17 protein-coding genes are annotated in these 19550 nt (G+C 64.5%); 9 read left to right on the forward strand and 8 right to left on the reverse strand.

The window, feature by feature from the left end:
* Positions 1-10: 10 nt before the first annotated feature.
* Positions 11-910, reverse strand: a complete 900-nt coding sequence (locus GWQ44_RS27605) for a LysR substrate-binding domain-containing protein (RefSeq protein WP_016967383.1) — start codon at positions 908-910, stop codon at positions 11-13.
* A gap of 102 nt (positions 911-1012) precedes the next feature.
* On the opposite strand from GWQ44_RS27605, the gene GWQ44_RS27610 reads away from it, so the two are divergent.
* Complete coding sequence (locus tag GWQ44_RS27610) at positions 1013-1942, forward strand: DMT family transporter (RefSeq protein ID WP_275928755.1); 930 nt, start codon at positions 1013-1015, stop codon at positions 1940-1942.
* A gap of 114 nt (positions 1943-2056) precedes the next feature.
* On the opposite strand, the gene GWQ44_RS27615 is transcribed toward GWQ44_RS27610, so the two are convergent.
* Positions 2057-2662, reverse strand: coding sequence for a flavin reductase family protein (locus GWQ44_RS27615; protein ID WP_275928756.1), 606 nt, complete (start codon positions 2660-2662; stop codon positions 2057-2059).
* 163 nt (positions 2663-2825) lie between these two features.
* On the opposite strand from GWQ44_RS27615, the gene GWQ44_RS27620 reads away from it, so the two are divergent.
* The 3 genes from GWQ44_RS27620 (at position 2826) to GWQ44_RS27630 (ending at position 5201) form a co-directional block, all read left to right on the forward strand.
* Entirely contained in the window at positions 2826-3599 is a 774-nt protein-coding gene (locus GWQ44_RS27620; protein WP_047306093.1) for an SDR family oxidoreductase, read from the forward strand.
* A 110-nt stretch (positions 3600-3709) separates the two neighbouring features.
* Positions 3710-4615, forward strand: a complete 906-nt coding sequence (locus tag GWQ44_RS27625; RefSeq protein ID WP_047306094.1) for a LysR family transcriptional regulator — start codon at positions 3710-3712, stop codon at positions 4613-4615.
* A 58-nt stretch (positions 4616-4673) separates the two neighbouring features.
* Positions 4674-5201, forward strand: a complete 528-nt coding sequence (locus GWQ44_RS27630) for a GNAT family N-acetyltransferase (RefSeq protein ID WP_047306095.1) — start codon at positions 4674-4676, stop codon at positions 5199-5201.
* Between the two features lie 47 nt (positions 5202-5248).
* Here GWQ44_RS27630 and GWQ44_RS27635 read toward each other — a convergent pair whose 3' ends face one another.
* Positions 5249-6565: a PAS domain-containing methyl-accepting chemotaxis protein gene (locus GWQ44_RS27635; protein ID WP_275928757.1), complete on the reverse strand. Its 1317-nt coding sequence runs from the start codon at positions 6563-6565 to the stop codon at positions 5249-5251.
* A 185-nt stretch (positions 6566-6750) separates the two neighbouring features.
* Positions 6751-8067 carry a PAS domain-containing methyl-accepting chemotaxis protein gene (locus GWQ44_RS27640; protein ID WP_275928758.1) on the reverse strand — a complete coding sequence of 439 codons (1317 nt, stop codon included), beginning with the start codon at positions 8065-8067 and terminating at the stop codon, positions 6751-6753.
* A 215-nt stretch (positions 8068-8282) separates the two neighbouring features.
* Between GWQ44_RS27640 and GWQ44_RS27645 the strand changes: the two genes are divergently transcribed.
* The gene (locus GWQ44_RS27645; RefSeq protein ID WP_047306098.1) at positions 8283-8777 is read left to right on the forward strand and encodes a RidA family protein; all 495 of its coding nucleotides are present in this window, start codon (positions 8283-8285) and stop codon (positions 8775-8777) included.
* A gap of 22 nt (positions 8778-8799) precedes the next feature.
* Here GWQ44_RS27645 and GWQ44_RS27650 read toward each other — a convergent pair whose 3' ends face one another.
* Positions 8800-9132 carry a DUF2790 domain-containing protein gene (locus GWQ44_RS27650; protein WP_103741506.1) on the reverse strand — a complete coding sequence of 111 codons (333 nt, stop codon included), beginning with the start codon at positions 9130-9132 and terminating at the stop codon, positions 8800-8802.
* 331 nt (positions 9133-9463) lie between these two features.
* Here GWQ44_RS27650 and GWQ44_RS27655 point away from each other — a divergent pair, with 331 nt between their 5' ends.
* From GWQ44_RS27655 to GWQ44_RS27665, 3 genes are all read left to right on the forward strand, one after another.
* Positions 9464-10792: an OprD family porin gene (locus tag GWQ44_RS27655; RefSeq protein WP_016963584.1), complete on the forward strand. Its 1329-nt coding sequence runs from the start codon at positions 9464-9466 to the stop codon at positions 10790-10792.
* Between the two features lie 176 nt (positions 10793-10968).
* On the forward strand, positions 10969-11187 hold the full coding sequence (locus GWQ44_RS27660) for a hypothetical protein (protein WP_275928759.1): 219 nt from the start codon (positions 10969-10971) through the stop codon (positions 11185-11187).
* Between the two features lie 342 nt (positions 11188-11529).
* On the forward strand, positions 11530-11988 hold the full coding sequence (locus GWQ44_RS27665) for a transposase (RefSeq protein ID WP_170004413.1): 459 nt from the start codon (positions 11530-11532) through the stop codon (positions 11986-11988).
* Positions 11989-12632: 644 nt separating this feature from the next.
* Here the strand turns inward: GWQ44_RS27665 and GWQ44_RS27670 are convergent.
* The 3 genes from GWQ44_RS27670 to GWQ44_RS27680 all read right to left on the reverse strand — a co-directional run bounded on the left by GWQ44_RS27670 (position 12633) and on the right by GWQ44_RS27680 (position 18378).
* Positions 12633-15770, reverse strand: coding sequence for a CusA/CzcA family heavy metal efflux RND transporter (locus tag GWQ44_RS27670; protein WP_275928760.1), 3138 nt, complete (start codon positions 15768-15770; stop codon positions 12633-12635).
* 26 nt (positions 15771-15796) lie between these two features.
* Positions 15797-16981, reverse strand: a complete 1185-nt coding sequence (locus GWQ44_RS27675; RefSeq protein WP_199010455.1) for an efflux RND transporter periplasmic adaptor subunit — start codon at positions 16979-16981, stop codon at positions 15797-15799.
* A gap of 197 nt (positions 16982-17178) precedes the next feature.
* Positions 17179-18378, reverse strand: coding sequence for a TolC family protein (locus GWQ44_RS27680; protein ID WP_275928770.1), 1200 nt, complete (start codon positions 18376-18378; stop codon positions 17179-17181).
* Between the two features lie 437 nt (positions 18379-18815).
* On the opposite strand from GWQ44_RS27680, the gene GWQ44_RS27685 reads away from it, so the two are divergent.
* On the forward strand, positions 18816-19490 hold the full coding sequence (locus GWQ44_RS27685) for a heavy metal response regulator transcription factor (RefSeq protein ID WP_060841091.1): 675 nt from the start codon (positions 18816-18818) through the stop codon (positions 19488-19490).
* Positions 19491-19550: the final 60 nt, after the last annotated feature.

A 19550-nucleotide genomic window follows, 5' to 3' on the forward strand; every position in this document is an offset into this window, starting at 1 on the left:
CCCGGGGCGCTCATTCAAGCGCCTGGGCCACCAGCCAGTCGCGAAACAGCTGGCCGCTGGCGGATAGGCGCTTGTGCCGAGGGTGCACCAGGAAATCCGCCTGACCGGTGCGAAACGCCCACTCGCCAACCCGCTGCAACTCGCCCTGGGCCACCAACTCGCTGGCCATGAAATCCCAGCCCAGGCCAACCCCCATGCCCTGCTGCACGGCACTGAACATCAGGGTCAGCTGGTTGAACCCCATGGCGCCCGACGGTGCGCTGTAATCCAGGCCGAAATGCCGGAACCAGTCGCGCCAGTCGATGCAGTTCCAGGCCGAGGCATCGAGCTGGATCAGTGGCAGCTCGGCCAGTTGCGCCAGCTCGTCAATGGCCGGCAACACCAGCTGTCGGCTGGCAATGGGGTAGACGATCTCGGCGAACAGCGGCGTGGCCACCAGGGATGACCAGTGCCCGGCGCCATACAGAATGGCCAAGTCGTGCTCGGCCACGCTGGATTCGTCCATGTCGTTGTTGGCGTGGATGCTCACGGTGATGTCCGGGTGCTGCTTGTTGAACGCCAGCAAACGCGGAAACAGCCAGAACTGCGCCACTGCGTGGGTGCATTGCACGGTGATGGTGTTGGCGTCGCGCCCGGCCCGCAAGCGGCTGACGCTGCGCAGCAAGGCTTCCAGCTGGGTGCTGACCTCGGCAAACAGCGACGCGCCGCTGGCGGTGAGCTTCACGCCCCGGGCCTGACGCTCGAACAACTCGGTCTTGAGCGACAGTTCCAGGGCACGGATCTGCTTGCTCACCGCGCTCTGGGTCAGGCACAGCTCGGTGGCGGCGCGGGTGAAGCTGGCGTTGCGCCCCACCGCCTCGAAGGTCACCAGGGTTTCCAACGGCGGTAAATGACGCGCGAAACGACTCATCAGGCATTCCCCAGGAGAATAGGTAGGTGCCTATATATCCTTTGTCCAACCGGTCAGCAATGACTAGGCTGCGCGCTTTGATGAATCGCTGCGAGTGTGTGCATGAAACGCGGAGTTGCTTATGCAGCCTTGGCCGGTGCGGTCTGGGGCCTGGCCATTGTGGTGCCCAGCCTGTTGCCGGAGTTCAGTCCGCTGATGCTCAGCTGTGCCCGTTTCACCCTGTATGGCGCATTCTCCCTGCTCCTGGCTGCACCCCAGGCCCGGGAGCTCTTGCAGCGCCTGACCTGGAGCGATGCGGCGCTACTGGTGAAGCTGGCGCTGACCGGCAACCTGATCTACTTCATGCTGCTGGCCAGCGCCATCCAGTGGGCCGGGGTAGCCAGCACCGCGCTGATCGTCGGCCTGTTGCCGCTGACCATCACCCTGGCCGGACGCGGCGACGCCGACGCCCTGCCCCTGCGCCGCCTGCGCTGGCCGCTGCTGCTGGTGTTCGCCGGCATCTGCTGCATCAACCTCGACACCCTGCTCACCGCCGACAGCGGTTCCGTGGAACTGGGCCAACGGGCCCTGGGCCTGCTCTGCGCCTTCGGCGCCCTGCTCTGCTGGACCTGGTTCGCCACCGACAACGCCCGTTACCTGAAGAGCAGCCGCTTCAACAGCGGTCAGTGGTCGACCCTGTGGGGCATCACCACCGGTCTGATGAGCGCTGTGGTCTGGCTGCTGGCCCAGGGCTTTTCACTGCCGGGTACCCAGACCGAGGCCAGTGATCAACGCTGGATGCTGTTCTGGGGCCTGAGCCTGTCCAGCGCGGTGCTGGGCTCCTGGTTCGGCAATCGCATGTGGAATGCCTCGACCCGGCGCTTGCCCCTGACCCTGAGCGGCCAGTTGATCGTCTTCGAAACCCTGTTCGCCCTGCTCTACGGCTTCATCAGCCTGCAGCACCTGCCGAGCCTGCTGCAAAGCTCAGCGGCCCTGCTGTTGCTCGCCGGGGTGCTGTGGGCCGTGCGCCGCCACCTGCCGCGGCCCCACTGAACGCGCGCCCGGGCCGGATCAGCCGGTAGCGCGCCTGATGGCTGTCCAACAGGTGAACCAGATGCTGGAAAACGTCGTGCATGTTCAATCCTTGAAAGAGTGGCTGCGCTCGCCTCAGGCCTCACCGACCTGGGGCAACTGACGACCGTCAACGGCGTCGCCAATGGTCAGGAAATGCCCACCCGCGACATGGTGCAGGGTGCGCAGCAAGTCCTGTCCGTCGAAGTGCCAACGCCCTTCGCTGAACACCCGCGTGTCGGCCTGGGCGGCGATCACTTCACCGAGGAACAGGTCGTACTGTTGGTGATTGTGCGGCTCGGGCAGCAGCCGGCATTCCAGCCAGGCCACGCAGCCTTGCAGCAGAGGCGCCTCAAGGGCCTGGCCGGTGAAGGTCGACAAACCATAGGCGGCGAACTTGTCGCTGCCGGCCTGCTGCAGTTCCAGTCCGGAGCTGTTGCCCAGGCTCTGCACGATGTCCACCTGGGCGGCGCAGGGCACGTTGAGGACAAAGCTGCCCGAGGCTTCCAGCAGTTGCCGGGTCCAGGTGGACTTGTCGAGCACCACCGCGACTTTCGGCGGTTCGAAATCCAGGGGCATGGCCCAGGCCGCCGCCATGATATTGCGCTGCCCGCCGTGGGCGGCGCTGACCAGTACGGTAGGGCCGTGGTTGAGCAGGCGGTAGGCTTTTTCCAATGGCACCGGACGACGAAATGCAGGCATGGCAGGCTCCTGAAAAAAAACCGATTGTAGACCTATCCGCGACCTGTGCAGCCACACTGATTGGGTGGATTTTCTGGACAGTCCGTCCAACCGCCGACGGCTGATCAACGCCATGGCAGACACTAGACTCAGCCTTCACCGCAAACCTCGAAGGAGCCATGCCATGGCCGATCATTCCCTTAACAACAAAGTCGTGCTGATCGCTGGCGGGGTGAAAAACCTCGGTGGCCTGATTGCCCGCGATCTGGCCAGCCACGGTGCCAGGGCCGTGGCCGTGCACTACAACAGCGATGCCAGTCAGGCCGACGCCCAGAGCACCCTGGAGGCACTCAAGGCCCTGGGGGTCGAGGCCCACGCCTGGCAGGCCGACCTCACCCGCGCCGGTGCGGTGGAACGTCTGTTCAGCGAGGTCAAGGCACGCTTCGGCAAGATCGACATCGCCATCAACACCGTGGGCAAGGTGCTGAAGAAACCCATCATCGAGATCAGCGAAGACGAGTACGACCAGATGTTCGCGGTCAATGCCAAGAGCGCGTTCTTCTTCATCAAGGAAGCCGGCAAGCACCTGGAGGACAACGGCAAGCTGGTGACCCTGGTGACGTCGCTGCTGGGAGCCTTCACCCCGTTCTATGCCGCCTACGGCGGCTCCAAGGCACCGGTGGAACACTTCACCCGGGCCGCGGCCAAGGAGTTCGGCGCCCGGGGCATCTCGGTGACCGCCGTCGGACCGGGCCCGATGGACACGCCGTTCTTCTACCCCGCCGAAGGCGCCGACGCCGTGGCCTACCACAAGAGCGCAGCGGCCCTGTCGCCGTCGAGCAAGACCGGGCTCACCGATATCGAGGACGTGGTGCCCTTCATTCGCCACCTGGTGACCGAAGGCTGGTGGATCACCGGCCAGACCTTACTGATCAACGGCGGCTACACCACCAAGTAATCCTGGCGCCCAAGGGGTAAATTGGCCTGCCGGGACGCTGCATCGATCGCCTCGGACGATGCAGCGTTCCATTGCCGTCAGGCGTCCCCCGAACCAGGATCGTTCCTACGATGGATAAGCTTGAGCAATACCGCGTGTTCATCCAGGTGGCCGACATGGGCAGCTTCATCAAGGCCGCCCATGCCCTGGAACTGCCACGGGCCACCGTCTCTTCCGCCGTGCAGCAACTGGAGAACGGCCTCGGCACCCGGCTGCTGCACCGAACCACCCGCCAGGTGCAGTTGACCGCCGATGGCACCATCCTCCTGGAGCGGGCACGGCGCCTGCTGGCGGATGCCTCGGAGCTCAACCAGTTGTTCCACCATCGCCTGGTGGATGTCAGCGGGCGCTTGAATATCGACGTGCCCAGCCGCATCGCCCGGCGCCTGATCGTGCCCGCCCTGCCCCAGTGGCTGACGCAGTACCCCGACCTGCAACTGGCCCTGGGCGCCAGCGACCGCAGCATCGATCTGGTCCAGGAAGGCATCGACTGCGCGATCCGCGTCGGCAGCCTGGCCGACAGCAGCCTGATCGCCCGGCCCCTGGGGCAACTGGCCATGATCAATTGCGCCAGCCCCGCCTACCTCGCCGAACACGGCGAGCCCCACACCCCCCAAGACTTGCAGAACGGCCAATGGATGATCGGATATGCCTCCCCGGACACCGGTCGCGAACAGCCCTGGGAGTACCTGCTGCAAGGACGCGAGCATCTGCTGGGGCTGCCCAGCCGGGTGATCGTCAACAACGTCGAGAACTACATCGCCTGCTGTCGCCAGGGCCTGGGGCTGATCCAGGTGCCGCGTTTCGACGTGCAGCACCTGCTCGATCGCGGCGAGCTGGTGCAGGTGCTCCAGCAGTTGCCGGTGGCGCCGATGGACATCTGCGCGCTGTACCCCGACCGCCGCCATCGCTCGCGCCGGTTGAACGTGTTCATCGAGTGGTTCGCCGAATTGATCGATCCGCATCTGCAGGCTTGATGCGCACAAGCCAATCGTGAGATGAAAGCGCCTTCAACGGATTGAGATCCCCCGGACCATGAGCCACCTGCACCTGTGCGCACCACAACTGGACGACCGGCACGAACTGCTGGCGTTCGAACAAGAAAACCGGGCTTTTTTCGAAGCCTCGATCAACGCCCGCCCCGCGGCCTACTACTGCGCCGAAGGGGTCGCCGAGGCCATCGTCCAGGCGCAACAGGACGCTGCGGCGGATCGCGGCTATCAGTTTCTGATTCGACAGGACTCACAGCTGGTAGGGCGCATCAACCTGCACCGGGTGCAGCGCCCCTACTTCAATTGCGCCGAACTGGGCTATCGCGTGGGCGCCCGATTCAATGGCCGGGGTATCGCCCGGGCGGCGGTGGCGCAGGTCCTGCAACGGGCTTTCGGCGAGTTGCAGTTGAGCCGCGTCGAAGCCAACGCCCGCCCGGAAAACCTCGGTTCGGTCAGGGTCCTGGAGGCCTCCGGGTTCTCCTGCTACGGCCATTCACGCCGCAGCTTCCTGTTGCACGGGCAGTGGTTCGACCGTCTGCACTACGAGTGCCATGCCCCCTCGCCGCGCTGAGCCGATCCGCGCCCACGGGCGCGGAGCCTGAACCGGCGGCACGCCACTCAGGTGGACAGTTGACTGGCGAACTGCCCCACCGCACCCACCACTTTCTGCGCACCGTCCTGGATCTCGACGATCACCGCACCGGCCTCCGCCGCCAGGGTCAGGCCCTGTTCGGCCTGTTGCCGACCTTCGGCCATCAGTTCCACCGCTGAGCGGGCCATGTCCTGGTTGTGCCGGACCACGCCGACGATCTCGTCGGTGGCGTTGCTGGTACGCGAGGCCAGTTGCCGGACCTCGTCGGCGACCACGGCGAAACCGCGGCCCTGTTCACCGGCCCGGGCCGCCTCGATCGCCGCGTTGAGGGCCAGCAGGTTGGTCTGCTCGGCAATCCCGCTGATGGTCTTGACGATGCTGCCAATCACCAGGGACTGCTCGTTCAGGGCCTCGATGCCGTCACCGGCCTCTTGCATGCACTTGGCCAGGTCACGCATCACGTCCAGGGTTTCGGTGACCACCGCCGAGCCGCGCTGGGCGCTGGTATCGGTTTGCCGGGAGATGCTGTAGGCAATGTCGGCGGCTTCGGCCACCGAGCGTTCCTGGTTCACCTGGTCGGTGATCACCGTGGCGAACTTCACCACTTTGTACAGCTGGCCGTTGGCATCCAGCACCGGGTTGTAAGAGGCATCGAGCCACACGACCCGGCCCTGGCTGTCGATCCGCTTGAAGCGGTCGGCGACATACTCGCCAGCGTTCAGGCGCGCCCAGAACTCCTGGTACGACGGCCCCTCGTATTCCTGGGGATCGCAAAACAGGCGGTGGTTCTGCCCCTGGACTTCATCCAGGCGGTAACCCATGCACGCCAGAAACCGCGGGTTGGCGGTCAACACCCGGCCTTGCAGGTCGAACTCGATCACCGCGGTGGAACGCAGCAACGCCGCCATCAGGTTTTCATGCTCGCAGGCGCTTTCCACCGACGCCGTCTGGTCGGTGCAGATCAGCGAGTAGTGGTCGAGATGGCCGGCTGGGTCGTGGATCGGCTGGACACAGGTATGCAACCAGACGTCGCGACCGTCGCCACGCTGCAAGCGCAGTTGACCGATGTAGCCTTCGTTGCGCTCAAGGGCCGCCCTCAAGGAACGATACAACTGCGCCGCCTGCGCATGGCTCGACACGATCTGCTCCAGGGGTTGCCCACAGAGCTCTTGGCCATCCAGGCCCAGGGTCCGCGTGAAGTTCTGGTTGACCCGACGGATCACCCCTTCGCTGTCCAGTTCGATGCTGAGCACCTGGGTTTCCAGACAGGCCTTGAATTGCTGCAGAGCGGCCAGCTCGTCGCTCAGTGAGGCAAGCTGTTGTTTCAGACGTTTATTGAACATGGATACACCGACAGACTAAGAGTGAATACAACGATCCCTCTAGCCATCGGCGCTGGCTGACCATTCTCCACGCCCTGCCCGACCTTTCAGAATAATCCTAAGACCATCTCGGAAAGATCCCGATAATTCCTGGCACTGAGCAGCGCCGCACCGGCGAGCGTGCCCCGTCACCGGGGCCTCCGGACTCAGCTGGACAGTTGATTGGCGAACTGCCCCACCGCGCTCACCACCTTCTGTGCGCCGTCCTGGATCTCGACGATCACCGTGCCGGCTTCCGCCGCCAGCGCCAGGCCCTGCTCGGCCTGCAACTTGCCTTCGGCCATCAGTTCCACGGCTTCACGGGCCATGTCCTGGTTCTGCCGGACCACGCCGACGATTTCCTCGGTGGCCTTGCTGGTACGCGAGGCCAGTTGCCGGACCTCGTCGGCGACCACGGCGAAACCGCGGCCCTGCTCACCGGCCCGGGCCGCCTCGATCGCCGCGTTGAGGGCCAGCAGGTTGGTCTGCTCGGCAATCCCGCTGATGGTCTTGACGATGCTGCCAATCACCAGGGACTGCTCGTTCAGGGCGCCGATGCCCTCGCCGGCGTCCTGCATGTGCCTGGCCAGATCGCGCATCACGTTCACCGCCTCGGTGACCACCGTGGTGCCGCGCTGGGCGCTGTTGTCGGTCTGCAGCGAAGTGCTGTAGGCAATGTTGGCCGCTTCGGCCACGGCCAGTTCCTGGTTCACCTGATCGGTGATCACGGTGGCGAACTTCACAATCTTGTAGAGCTTGTTGTTGGCGTCCAGCACCGGGTTGTAGGACGCCTCCAGCCAGACCGTGCGGCCATGGGCATCGATGCGCTTGAAACGGTCGGCGATGAATTCCCCGGCATTCAGGCGTTTCCAGAACGCCTGATAGGCCGCGCTGTTGTACTCCTCGGGCTCACAGAACATGCGGTGATGCTTGCCCTTGATCTGCGCCAGGCTGTAGCCCATGCCGGAAAGAAAGCGCTCATTGGCCATCAGCACATGGCCATTGAGGTCGAACTCGATCAGCGCGGTGGAGCGCATCAGGGCGCCGATCAGGTTCTCGTGCTCCCGGGAGGCCTCGATGGTGCGGGTCAGGTCGCTGGAGAAGATCGCGAAGTACTTGATCCGCCCCTCGGAGTCATGGACCGGCTGGGAGATCGAGCGCAGCCAGGCCTCCTCGCCGTTGCCCCGCAGCAGGCGCACCGCTCCGGCAAAGTGCTCGCCCCGGGCCAGGGTCGCCTTGAAGCGCTGGTGAAACTCGTCGTGCTTGACGTGGGCCGGAACGATGTCTTCCAGGGAGCGCCCCAGCAGGTCGCCGCTCTTGTAGAGCATTTCCTGGGCGAAGTTGTGATTGACCGATTGAATCCGTCCATCGGCGCTCAAATTGATCACGAGCATCTCGCTTTCAAGGCTTTCCTTCACTTGCTGAAGGCTCGAGAGTTCTTCACGAAGAGCCGCCAGCTCTTGCTTCAAGCGTTTATTGAACATGGGGAGGCACCGGGAGGACTTAAAAAAATAGGCTGCTGTGGGCCTAACATCGGCCCTGAAAGTCTTTTCTTAATAGCAACCCGGACTTGTCTGACAAAAATAATTCAACCGCGGGCAAAGCCCCTGCCTGCGGGCCTTTCACCGAAGATTTACCGGCGCCCGGCAGCGCGTATAGTCGGCATCGGGAAATCTCAGGCGATCGACGGAGTTGGACTATGGACGCATCACGCAAGGCGCTTTTTCAGCAAGAGGCTGCACGAGTCGGACACAGTTTCGAGGGCGAGATGCGCATTGGCGGCAACTATGTGCCGGCGGTGCGCAATGGCGATGAGGTGTATGTCAGCGGACAGATCCCGCGTATCGACGACAGGGTGATGGTGGTCGGCCGGGTGGGCGCCGAAACCAGCCTGGAGCAGGCCCGCCACGGGGCACAGATCTGTACCCTGCGGGCCCTGGCGATCCTTGAGCAGATGCTCGGCGACCTGCAACGGATCCAGCGCATCCTGCGGATCAACGTCTACGTGCAGAGCGCGGCGGACTTTACCCAGCAGAGCGAGGTGGCGGACGGCGCCTCAGGGGTGCTCTATTCGATCTTCGCCGAAGCCGGGGTGCACACGCGCACATCGGTGGGGGTCTATCAGTTACCGAAAAACGCCTCGGTGGAAGTCGACATGATCGTCGCCCTGCACCCCGAAACCGGCGACGCCTGAAGGCTGCGCCAGCCCCCAGGGATCAGCTGCCGTTGTTGCGACACTGACCCATGACCTGATACTCGATGGTCTTGAGCTGGCCGGCGGAGTCTTCGTAGGTCATGCGCGAGGGCACCACCTTGCAGGACTTGATCGGCGGGGTGACGCTGACCACCCTGGCGATATCCAGGTCCATGCCGTAGCGGTAGTTCTGCACCACCGGCGCCGGCTTGCCCTGACTCGCCGCATAGCGCTCCATGGCCTTCTGGTTCTCCACCATGGCCCGGGCAAAGGTGCGATCACCACCGCCTTCGGCCAGGGCCAGGGAAGAGAGGGACAGCAGCAGCGCGGCGATACTCAGGTTGACGGTGTTCATGACAGTTTCCTCGTCCAGTTGACAGCGGCGAGGATAAGCAACCGACCCTTTCAGAATGATCGCGGGCACATTACTTATCTGTCATGCGCCTGCGCACGCCGCCCCGGTGCGCCATCCAACCCCCGGTTCAGCGGGGTTTCAGGGACGCCGCCGGCCTCTGTCGACGAGCCTTTCTTGCACAATTGTAATCAGCGGGTCACCGCGCCGTTATCTGCCGTTTGCAACTATCGACGCCGACTTGCAGGGCGTTACCGCGCCTGTTGGTCGAGCCCAATAAGAACGCCTCCGGCGATATAAAAGTTGATAGCTGCCAACACTCAGGAGCGACCCCATGCGTATCAATCCCCCCTTGTCCCTGTCCGTGCTCGCCGCGGTCCTGGGACTGTGTCCCGTGGCCGCGGTGGCCGCCGAGGAACGCCCCGAAGGCTTTATCGAAGGCAGCCGCCTCGACCTGCTGCTGCGCAACTACTACTTCAACCGCGACGACCGCAAAGGCCAGTCCAGCCCCACCGGCAACGGCTATTCCGAAGCCTGGGCCCAGGGCCTGATCGGCCGGTTCGAATCCGGTTTCACCCAGGGCACGGTCGGCTTCGGCATCGACGCCTTTGCCATGTACGGCCTCAAGCTCGACTCCGGCAGCGGGCGCAGCGGCGGCCGTGGCTCCTTCGGCATGCTGCCGGTGAACCACGACAACGCGCCCGCCGACGGCTACGGCAAGGCCGGCGGCGCGGTGAAACTGCGGGCCCTGGACACCGTGGTGAAAGTCGGCGATGTGTTCCCCAAGACCCCGGTGGTGCACTACGGCGACTCGCGCCTGCTGCCGGAAAGCTTTCGCGGGGTGACCCTGGAAAACACCAGCCTCGACGGCCTCAACCTGCAGGGCGGGCGCCTGCACGCCATGAGCCAGCCCGACAGCAGCGGCATGCGCGACGGCTTCGCCACCTTCTACGCCGGCAAGGTCGACTCGCCCTGGGTCGGCTACTTCGGTGGCGACTACAAGCTCAACCCCAACCTCAGTTTCAGCCTCTACAGCAGCCGCCTGAAAGACGCCTGGGATCAGTACTACTTCGGCACGGCGGTGAACTACCCGGTGTCCGACGACCTGACCCTGTTCAGCGGCTTCAACTATTACAAGGCCGTGGACGAGGGCAAGAAACTGCTGGGCGAGTTCGACAACAACATCTGGAGCGCCAAGGTCGGCGCCACCTACGGCGCCCACACCCTGGCCCTGTCGCACCAGCGCAACAACGGCAATGACGACTTCGACTACCTGCGCCAGTCGGACTCGATCTTTCTCGACAACTCGATCCAGTACAGCGACTTCAACTCGCCCAAGGAACGCTCGTGGATGGTCCGCTACGACCTCGACATGCAGACCTTCGGCATTCCCGGTCTGTCGTTCATGAGCCGTTACGCCCGCGGTAGCGGCGCCGACTACAGCCACGCCAACTCGGTGTACATGCGCCGCGACGCCGCCGGTGATCCACTGACCGATCAACGTCGCTGGGAACGGGACATCGAAGCCAAGTACGTGTTCCAGGACGGCACGCTCAAGGACCTGTCCCTGCGCATCCGCCAGGCGACCATCCGTTCCAGCCAGTTCGAATCCGACCTGGAGGAATTCCGGCTGATCGTCGAGTACCCGCTGGCCCTGCTCTAGAGCGTCTGCCCGGGCAGGTTGCGGCCTGCCCGGTGTTAAAACTTCTTCACAGACTCACGCCTTTCAGAACTGTAATATCGGCCTCACCTTCTCGTTAGGTTGGCCTCCCTATACTCCCGAGCACACTCAAATCCGCCGTGTTTACCACGGTCCAAGAGCTTCTCGGGAGTCCATTCATGCGCCCAACCCAACTGTTGTTGATCGGCCTTCTGGCCAGCACCAGCTTCACCACCTTGGCCGACGACGGCAGCGAACGGCCGCAGCAAATGCGTGACGCCTTCCTGGCCAGCCAGGAACAGATTCACGGCGACGCCAACCAGCAAACCGCGGCCACGGGCGACACCGGCACAGCCCTTCGCGATGCTTCCACAGCAGCGGCCGAGGAAGATATTTAACGGCCCCTGCCCACCGAGCACATTCATCTCTTGAAGCGTTTTTTGGATGCTCCTTTGGAAAGAGATGAATTTTTAGCGTCCCGCATGGGGCGCTTTTTTTTGCCCGAGAATTACCGGCCATGCTGGGCTTTTTCAGCCGCTGCCGCAGGCTGCGAACACCTGCGCAGGAGACGCCGTTCTTTACCGCGCTGAAGGTCCTGCGGACCTTTGCGCAGCTTCGCCTTGGCTCAGCAGCGGCTACAGGGATGCAAGAGAGACACGGGTGTTAACGAGATACATCTGTTAACAGGCCGAGCCAGGACTAGCTTGAAGGGATCATTCCAGCACAGGGAGAGCCGGGTAATGCAATTCCGATCCAATGGTTATCGCCTGCTCAAAGGACGACACACACAGATCGGTAGAATCTACGCCATAACCGCCGTGACCGAACAGCGACGCCCGATGTTCAGCGACTTCTACCTGGGGCGGCTGGTGGTCGAACAAATCAGGGCCCAACACGAAGCGGGACTCATCCACTCCCTGGCCTGGGTGGTCATGCCTGATCACATTCACTGGTTGTTCCAACTGCAGAAATGCTCGCTGGAAGAGTCCTTGTGCCGGCTCAAGTCACGAAGCGGGCGCAACATCAACCAGCGCCTTAACCAGCGTGGTCGACTGTGGCAAAAAGGGTATTACGAACGGGCCATCCGTCGCGAAGCAGACCTCAAGGCGCTTGCCCGCTACATCATCTACAACCCGGTTCGAGCGGGACTGGTCCAGCGCGTGGGTGACTATCCCCTCTGGGATGCCGCCTGGCTCTAACCCACACGCCCTGTAGCCGCTGCTGAGCCCGCGAAGCTGCGCAAAGGTCCGCAGGACCTTGCCTGACGATCTCCCGCCGAACCCGCAGCGGCCTCAAGACCGCCGCGCCCCTTCGTGCCGTTCGCAGCCTGCGGCAGCGGCCACACAAATCTCGGATCGGCACTGGCCCTGTAGCCGCTGCTGAGCCACGGCGAAGCTGAGCAAAGGTCCGCAGGACCTTGCCTGACGATCCCCCGCCGAACCCGCAGCGGCCTCAAGAACGCCGCGGCCCTTCGTGCCGTTCGCAGCCTGCGGCAGCGGCCACACAAATCTCGGATCGGCACTGGCCCTGTAGCCGCTGCTGAGCCACGGCGAAGCTGCGCAAAGGTCCGCAGGACCTTGCCTGACGATCTCCCGCCAACCCCGCAGCGGCCTCAAGAACGCCGCGGCCCTTCGTGCCGTTCGCAGCCTGCGGCAGCGGCTACACAAATCTCGGATCGGCACTGGCCCTGTAGCCGCTGCTGAGCCACGGCGAAGCTGCGCAAAGGTCCGCAGGACCTTGCCTGACGAGCTCCCGCCAACCCCGCAGCGGCCTCAAGAACGCCGCGCCCCTTCAACGGAGTGCCGCCCAGCCCGCTCACAGCCTGCGGCAGCGGCGACAGGCGCTAGTCCTCTTCCTTGCGGTGCGCCCATTGATACAGCGCCGGCAAGACCAGAAGGGTGAGGATGGTGGAGGACAGGATGCCGCCAATCACCACGGTCGCCAGGGGCCGCTGCACTTCGGCGCCGGTGCCGGTGGCCAGGGCCATGGGGATGAAGCCCAGGGACGCCACCAGGGCGGTCATCAGCACCGGGCGCAAACGGGTCAGGGCGCCTTCATGAATCGCCACGGACAGCGAGCGCCCTTCCTCGCGCAGGTTGCGGATAAAGGCAATCATCACCAGGCCGTTGAGTACGGCGACACCGGACAGGGCAATGAACCCCACCCCCGCCGAGATCGACAACGGAATGTCCCGCAGCCACAGGGCCATGATCCCGCCGGTCAGGGCAAAGGGAATGCCGGTGAACACCAGCAGGCCGTCCTTGAGGTTGTTGAACATCATGAACAGCAAGCCGAACACCAGCAGCAGCGCCACCGGCACCACCACTTGCAGACGCTGGAACGCTTCCTGCAACTGCTCGAACTGGCCGCCCCAAGTGGTCCAGTACCCCGCAGGCACCTTGACCTTGTCGGCAATCTGCGAGGTGGCCTCTTCGACAAAGGAGCCGATGTCGCGACCGCGCACGTTGGCGCTGACGATCACCAGGCGCTTGCCGTTCTCGCGGCTGACCTGATTGGGTCCCAGGACCAGGTCGAGGCTGGCCACTTCCGACAGGGCGATAAAGCCGATCTGCCCGTTGGCCGTGCCCGCGGTCGCCGGGATCGGGATCAGCAGCCGCGACAGGCCGTCGATGTCGGTGCGCAACTGGTCAGACAGACGCACCACCATGTCGAAGCGCCGGTCGCCTTCATACAGGGTGCCGGCCTGGCGCCCGCCCACCGCCACCGCGATGGTGTCTTGCACATCGCCCACGTTGAGGCCGAAACGCGGGGCCTTGTCGCGGTCGATATTGATGGTCAGCACCGGCAGGCCGGAGGTCTGCTCGACCTTGACTTCCGAGGCGCCGGACAAGCCCTGCAGGGCCGTGGCGATTTCATTGGCGGTCTTGTTCAGCACGGTCATGTCGTCGCCGAATACCTTGACCGCGACATCGCTGCGCACCCCGGAAATCAGCTCGTTGAAACGCAGCTGGATCGGCTGCGACAGTTCATACGCGCTGCCCGGCACCCGGGCGCTGGCGCGCTGGATATCGGCGATCAGGGCCTCGCGGGACTTGCCCGGGTCGGGCCACTGGGCCTTGGGCTTGAGCATCAGGTAGCTGTCGGAAATATTCGGCGGCATCGGGTCCGAGGCAATCTCCGCGGTGCCGGTGCGGGCAAACACCCGCTCGATCTCCGGCACCTGCGCCAGCAGGGTTTTCTCCAGGCGCTGTTGCATGTCCACCGACTGCGTGAGGCTGGTGCCGGGCACCCGCAAAGCCTGTTGGGCGAAGTCGCCTTCGCTGAGGCTGGGGATGAATTCGCTGCCCATGCGACTGGCCAGCACCGCGCTGCCCAGCAAGATCGCCGCCGCCAGGGCGAAGGTCGGCGTACGATGGCCCATGACCCAGTCCAGCACCGGGGCGTAGCCACGCTTGGCGCTGCGCACCAGCAGGTTTTCCTCTTCCTTGACCTTGCCGGTGACGAACAGCGCAATGGCCGCCGGGACGAAGGTCACCGACAGGATCATCGCCCCCAGCAACGCCATGACCACGGTGAAGGCCATGGGGTGGAACATCTTCCCGGCCACCCCGGTCAGGGCAAAGATCGGCAGGTACACCACCATGATGATCAGCTGGCCGAAGATCAGCGCGCGGCGTGCCTCCTTGGCCGCGGCGAAGACTTCATGCAGGCGTTCGGAGCGAGTCAGCATGCGTCCGTGGTGCTGCTGGGCATGGGCCAGGCGGCGGATGGCGTTCTCGACGATGACCACCGCGCCGTCGACGATGATGCCGAAATCCAGAGCGCCGAGGCTCATCAGGTTGGCACTGACCCTGTTGCTGAACATGCCGGTAAAGGTGAACAGCATCGACAGCGGGATCACCAGGGCGGTGATCAGCGCGGCGCGGATATTGCCGAGGAACAGGAACAGAATCACGATCACCAGCAGCGCGCCTTCGAAGAGGTTCTTCTTCACCGTGGCGATGGCTTTTTCCACCAGGTTGGTGCGGTCGTACACGGTGACCGCCACCACCCCTTCGGGCAGCGAGCGGTTGATTTCTTCAAGTTTTTTCGCCACCGCCAGGGACACGCTGCGGCTGTTCTCGCCGATCAGCATGAACACCGTGCCCAGCACCACCTCGCGACCATTTTCGGTGGCCGCGCCGGTACGCAGTTCGCGACCGATCTGCACTTCGGCGACGTTGCGCACGCGGATCGGCGTGCCGTCGCTGCTGCTGATGACGATGTTGGCGATGTCCTCGATGGACGCCAGTTGCCCCGGCGCGCGGATCAGCAACTGCTCGCCGCTGCGCTCGATGTAGCCGGCGCCGACGTTGGCGTTGTTGCGCTCCAGGGCCGTCACCAGATCATTCAAGGTCAGCTTGTAGGCGGCCAGGCGCTTGGGATCGGGGGCGATCTGGTACTCCTTGGCGAAGCCGCCGATGGTGTTGATCTCGGCCACGCCCTGCACGTTGCGCAGTTGCGGCTTGATGATCCAGTCCTGGATCACCCGCAGGTCGGTGGGGGTGTAGGGCGTGCCGTCCTCCTTGCGCGCGCCGTCCTCGGCTTCCACGGTCCACAGGAAGATTTCCCCGAGGCCGGTGGAGATCGGCCCCATCACCGCCTCCACGCCTTCAGGCAATTGCTCGCGGGCCACCTGCAGCCGCTCGTTGACCAGTTGCCGAGCGAAGAACAGGTCGGTGCCGTCCTTGAAGATCACCGTGACCTGGGACAGGCCCGAGCGCGACAGCGAACGGGTCTGCTGCAAGCCCGGCAACCCGGCCATGGCGGTTTCGATGGGAAAGGTGATGCGCTGCTCGGTTTCCAGAGGCGAAAAACCCGGCGCCGCCGAGTTGATCTGCACCTGGACGTTGGTGATGTCCGGCACCGCGTCGATCGGCAGTTTCTGGTAGCTGGCGATGCCGACGCCGGCCATCAGCAGCACCACCAACAAAACGATGATGCGCTGCTCGATGGCAAATTGAATGATGCGTTCAAACATGGGAAAGCACTCTCTGCTGTGACCGATCAATGGCCGTGGTCGGCCGCGCCTTTGCCCAGTTCGGACTTGAGGGTGAAACTGCCGCGGGTGGCCACCTGGGCCCCGGCCGCCAGCCCTTCGCGGACCTCGACGAAACCGTCCTGGGTGGCGCCGATGACTACCGGCGTGGCCTGGAAGCCCTCGGCCACCCGGACAAACACCGACGGCCGTTCCTCCACGGTCTGGATCGCGCTCTGCGGCACGCTGACCGGCGCCTCGAAGGTTTCGGTGGCCACCTGCACCGCGACGAACAACCCCGGACGCCAGGCGTCATTCGGGTTGGCCAGGGTCACCCGCACCGTGGCGGTTCGGGTCTGTTCCCCCAAAAGGCTGCCGACATAGGCCACCTGGCCCTGGACCTGGGTCCCCAGTTCGCTGGAGCTGACGCTCACGGGCTGGCCGACCCGGACCTTGTCCAGATCCTTGGGGAACACGCCAAAGGTGGCCCAGACCCGGGACAGGTCCGAGAGGGTGAAGGCCGCGCTGTTCTCGCTCACCACCTCGCCGACGCTGAGGTGCTTTTCCACCACCACGGCGTCGAACGGCGCGCGCATTTCATAGCGGTTGCCCCCCGCCAGCCGGGCGCTGCCACTCAGGGCCTGGATCTTCTGTCGGGCGTTGTTGAGGGCGATTTGTGCTTCTTGCAGGTTCTGGCGCGCCAGCAGGTAATCCTGTTCGGCGGAGATCTGGTCGATCCACAACTGCCGCTCGCGCTCGAAGGTGGTACGGGCCAGCTCCACCCGCCGCCCGGCGGCCGCCAGCTCGCTGCGCTGGTCGGACACCTGCGGGCTGGCGATCACCGCCAGCAGCTCGCCGCGCTTGACCGACTGCCCCAGATTGACCTGCACCGACTCCACGACCCCGGCGGCCCGGGGCACGATGTGGGAGGTGCGATCCTCGTCGAAACGGATTTCTCCCGGCAGGCTCAGCACTCGCTTGAGCTGCCGCGGACCGGCCTCGGCCAGCTCGATCCCGGCGGCCTGGATCTGCTCGGCGCTGAGCTCCAGGTGACCCTCGGGCTCCTCGGCGCCGTGCCCGACCGGCTCGGCCACATCAGGAAGCTTGGCGCCGGCAGGCGCCGCAGGGGCGGACAGGCCCGGCAACAGCAGGGCCGCCGCTCCCAGACCAAATACCGCGGCAATGGCCATCATCAGGCTGCGTTTCTTATCCATGGGTACTCCTGAGAATCGAGGTGCGGCAGCGCACGAGGCGCCTTACGAGGTAGGCGAAAAGAAAAAGTCGTCGAGGGCCCGATGCCATTCATGGACACACCAGTGCCGGGGCGGCTCCTCAGGTGGCGTCCCGGGTACTGCGCTGCAATCGCTGACCAGCATGGCGAGCAGACAGACCAGGCCCCGCAGCCCGGTTTTCACCAGCGGCTGAGGTCGCCGTAGATGCGTTCGATCCGCACCCGGGCATCGGTGGTTTGCGCCACGGCGGCGAGGTACTGGCTGCGGGCGCCGATCAGCGTGCGTTGGGCGTCCAGCACTTCGAGGAAACTGAACTTGCCCATTTCGAAGCCCCGGGTGGCGCTGTCCACCGCGCGTTGGGCGGCGGGCAGGATGGTCTGGTTGAAGGCCTGCACTTCGCCGCTGGCGGTGCTCCATTGCTCCAGGGCCTGGCGGGTTTCACTGCGCAGGCGCAGCTCGGTGGCATTGCGCAGGTCCCGGGCCTGATCGCTGCGACGGGCGGCGGACAGCACATTGCCCTGGTTGCGGTTGAACAGCGGCAGCGGCATGGACAGGCCCAGCAGATTGACCCGCTCACGGGCGCCGGCGTCGTACTGGCTGCCGATGCTGACATCCAGATCGGGAATGCGCTGGGCCTTCTCCAGCCCCAGGGACGCCTCGCGCTGAAGGATTTCCTGCTCCGCCAGGCGCAACTGCGCAGTCTCCGGCAAGCGGCTCAACAACTGCGCCGAGGCCGGCAGCGTGCTCAGCGCGCTGGACGGTTCCTGCACCGCCGAGAACTCCGTGGCGGCGCTGCCAATGATCCTGGCCAACTGCCGATAGGCATCGCCCTGCTCCATCTGCCCTCGGCTGAGCTCCAGCCGAACCTCGGCCAGTTGCACCTGGGCCCGGGTCGCTTCCACCGGCGAGGCCTTGCCAGCCTTGACCCGTCCCTGGGCCACGCTGACCCCGCGTTCGGCCAGGGCCAGCGAACGCCCGGCCAGTTGGGTGCGCTCCTGGGCCCGCAGCGCGGCGTAGTAAGCCTGCAGAACATCGGCCCGCAGCTCGATACCGCGCCGCTCCAGCTCCAGGGCGGCCAGCTCCTGGCCACGGCTGGCCAGCTGCACCCGGGCGCCACGCTTGCCTCCCAGCTCCAGCGCCTGGCTGAGCTTGACCGCGGTGGTGCGCGAATCCCTGCGGGTGTCCTCGGCGTCCACCGACAGCACCGGGTTGGGCAGCAACCCGGCCTGCTGCCGTGCGCCCTGGGCGATGTCGATCTCCCAGCGCGCGGCGGCCAGTTCGGGGTTGTTGGCAAAGGCCTTGGCCAGGGCACTGTCCAGGCTCAAGACGGAGGCCTGGGCAACGCTCAGCGGCGCCGCCGCCAGGACCAGCCACAGCATCCAGCGGCAGGTCGGCGCAGCCCGGGCGGGTGTTCTCGGGAAAGTCGGCATAACAGGTTCCGGCCCCTGGTGAGGCAAAGTGTCTGCAACGCGGCGCGAAACATATCGAGGGATATACAAAGAGGGCCCCGGCCGATATGAAACTGCAACACTGCGCCCATTGGCAGAAAGAGTTTAAAGTTCAACCCAGGGTAACTTTCAGCGCTTATCAGCAGGGTGGCGCAAAGATTACAAATCCGTTAGCCAAGGCTCTGGCTCAAGGTTCTGTATTAACATCCGGGCATTGAAAGCGAGTGCACCGCAGGTTTTAAAACAATCGCCGCTCAACTTTTAAGATCGTTTCAAGTGGATTGGACCGAGCACACTTGCCGCGCATCTTCAGCACTGTTTCCAGCAACTTTCCCGACTGCCCGTTATTCACCGAGAACCTCACCCGCATGCGAATCCTGGTTATCGAAGACGAACTCAAAACTGCCGAGTACCTGCATCAGGGACTGACCGAAAGCGGTTACGTGGTGGATTGCGCCAATACCGGTGCGGATGGCCTGCACCTGACCCGCCAGCACGCCTACGATCTGGTGATCCTCGACGTCAACCTGCCGCAGATCGATGGCTGGGGAGTGCTGTCGCAGATCCGCCAGAACAGCAACACCCGGGTCATGATGCTGACCGCCCAGGGACGACTGGCGGACAAGATTCGCGGCCTGGACCTGGGCGCCGATGATTACCTGGTCAAGCCGTTCGAGTTTCCCGAGTTGCTGGCCCGGGTCCGCACCCTGATGCGCCGCAGCGAACAGAAGCCGGTGCCGGATGTGTTGCGCGTTGCCGACCTGGAACTGGATCAGAGCCGCCACCGGGCCTTTCGCGGCAAACAGCGCATCGACCTGACCACCAAGGAGTTCGCCCTGCTGCACCTGCTGATGCGCCAGAGCGGCGTGGTGCTGTCGCGCACCCAGATCATTTCCTTTGTCTGGGACATGAACTTCGACTGCGACACCAATGTGGTGGAAGTCTCGATCCGCCGCCTGCGAGCGAAGATCGACGACCCGTTCGAACGCAAGCTGATCCACACCTTGCGCGGCGTGGGCTACGTGCTCGAAGAACGCGACTAAAGCGCGAGGCGCCAGCGAGCCGACCAGGCTCCACCCCACGCGGCCCGGCGCTGGCAGCAC

The organism is Pseudomonas sp. 3MA1, from assembly GCF_029237275.1.
GTDB classification, from domain to species: Bacteria; Pseudomonadota; Gammaproteobacteria; order Pseudomonadales; family Pseudomonadaceae; genus Aquipseudomonas; species Aquipseudomonas fluorescens_AP.